General features: G+C 46.7%; 2 protein-coding genes and 1 pseudogene. All 3 read right to left on the bottom strand.

Annotation, left to right across the window (positions count from 1 at the left end):
- A pseudogene (locus tag BCT81_RS21400) lies at window positions 1-111 on the bottom strand (cytochrome c-type biogenesis protein CcmH); the annotation flags it as partial.
- A complete protein-coding gene (locus BCT81_RS21395; protein WP_102425761.1) occupies window positions 108-659 on the bottom strand; it encodes a DsbE family thiol:disulfide interchange protein in 552 nt (183 codons plus the stop codon). The pseudogene BCT81_RS21400 and the gene BCT81_RS21395, both read right to left, overlap by 4 nt.
- Before the next feature lie 5 nt (window positions 660-664).
- Window positions 665-1763 (bottom strand): cytochrome c-type biogenesis CcmF C-terminal domain-containing protein (locus BCT81_RS21390; RefSeq protein ID WP_277869839.1); only part of this gene is annotated, 1099 nt, incomplete at its 5' end.

Here is a 1763-nt window from a genome sequence, read left to right as displayed (position 1 = left end):
CTGCTGTTCTTGGTCAGCGTTATCGAATTCATGAAATTCGATAGGCGCTGCAGACACAGTCGCTGAAATCGCAAACGTAGCAAATAAAGTAATCAGAGCCTTCTTAATCATTTCGCTTCCTCCAACAACTCGTTGTACATCGGCTCAAGCGTCGATGCCCAGTTTGTTGGATTCACATCACCCACATGGCGATAGCGAACGACACCGTTAGCGTCGATTAGGAAAGTCTCTGGAGCACCATAAACGCCAAGGTCTAGACCTAGCATGCCGTTACCGTCGAACAGACTGATCAGGTATGGGTTACCCAACTCTTTTAGCCAACCCACAGCCTTATTGCGATCATCTTTATAGTTCAAACCAATGATCTTAACGCCCTTGTCAGCCAGCTTGTTCAAGTATGAGTGCTCTGCGTAACAAGTAGGACACCAAGTAGCCCACACATTAAGCAGTAGAGGTTCGCCCTTGAAGATCGCTTGATCGTGAAGCTTACCTGGCTGCTCTAAGTCTTCTAGATCAAACTGAGGTACTGGTTTACCAATTAATACCGATTCAAGTTTAGTCGGGTCATCGCCCGACTGATTGCGCACTAATTGCGTTGCAAAGATTCCCGCTAGAACCATGAACGCAATCAATGGAATGAATAAAACCTTTTTGTTCATTCGAGTTAAGCCTCCTGCTCTTTAGCCGACTTTTTAGATGGCTTACGGAAACGGTAACGACGGTCACTGATAGCAATAGCACCACCAAGAGACATGATCAAAGAACCCGCCCAGATCCAACGTACAAACGGTTTGTAGTAGATACGTACAGCCCAAGATTTGTTGTCGTCTAAACGTTCACCCATAGCAATGTAAAGGTCACGTGTTACGCCACGATCAATCGCCGCTTCTGTCATCATAGACTTAGCTGTTGTGTAGAAACGTTTTTCTGCGTGAAGCGTGTTGATGTACTTGCCTTCTTTTGTGATTTCAAAATCAGCAATGTAGCCATCGTAGTTTGGACCATCTTTGTCACGAACACCCGTAAATAGGAAATCGTACTCTTCAAGCTGGTAGCTCTCACCTGGTGCAAGACGAACATCACGTTCAATACTGTAGTTCTGTACCATCGCGATACCAATTACAGTTACCGCCAAACCGATGTGACCACACACCATAGCCCAGTGACTGCGTGGTAGCTTAGTCAGACCTTTCATAAACGTATGACGGTGAGTCGCACGCTCATGCAGTTCGAAGCCATGCATGAAGATGATCCAGAATGCCATCACCCAGCCGGCAAACGCAGTACCACTGAAGCGATCAGCTAGTACCGTCACCAATAGCGCACTCAAGCCTAGCGAGAATACACCCGAAATGACCATTGGCTTAACAAGCTTAGATAGGTTGTCACGCTTCCAACGGATAAGAGGACCGATACCCAACAGGAACGAGAACGGAATCATTAACCAGAAGAACAACATGTCGAAGAATGGCGCACCGATAGATACCGAGCCCAAACCTAACTGTTTGTGAACAAGCGGTAGTAGTGTACCGACTAACACCACCACTAGAGCAGCAATCAACAGGATGTTGTTACCTAGTAGTGCGTTTTCACGTGAGACTAGATCGAAGTTACCGCGAACACGTACTGATGCACCTTTCACTGCGAACAGTAATAGTGAGCCACCAATAACAAAAACTAGGAAACCTAGGATGAACATACCACGAGCCGGATCAGACGCGAACGCGTGAACCGAGACCAGAATGCCCGAACGAACTAAGAAA

This window comes from Vibrio sp. 10N.261.52.A1 (assembly GCF_002876325.1).
Taxonomy (GTDB): domain Bacteria; phylum Pseudomonadota; class Gammaproteobacteria; order Enterobacterales; family Vibrionaceae; genus Vibrio; species Vibrio chagasii.
This window is presented reverse-complemented; position numbering and strand designations above follow the sequence as displayed.

Coding starts and splice junctions, on each gene's coding strand:
- BCT81_RS21395 (WP_102425761.1), bottom strand. CDS start 659: ATGAACAAAAAGGTTTTATTCATTCCATTGATTGCGTTCATGGTTCTA.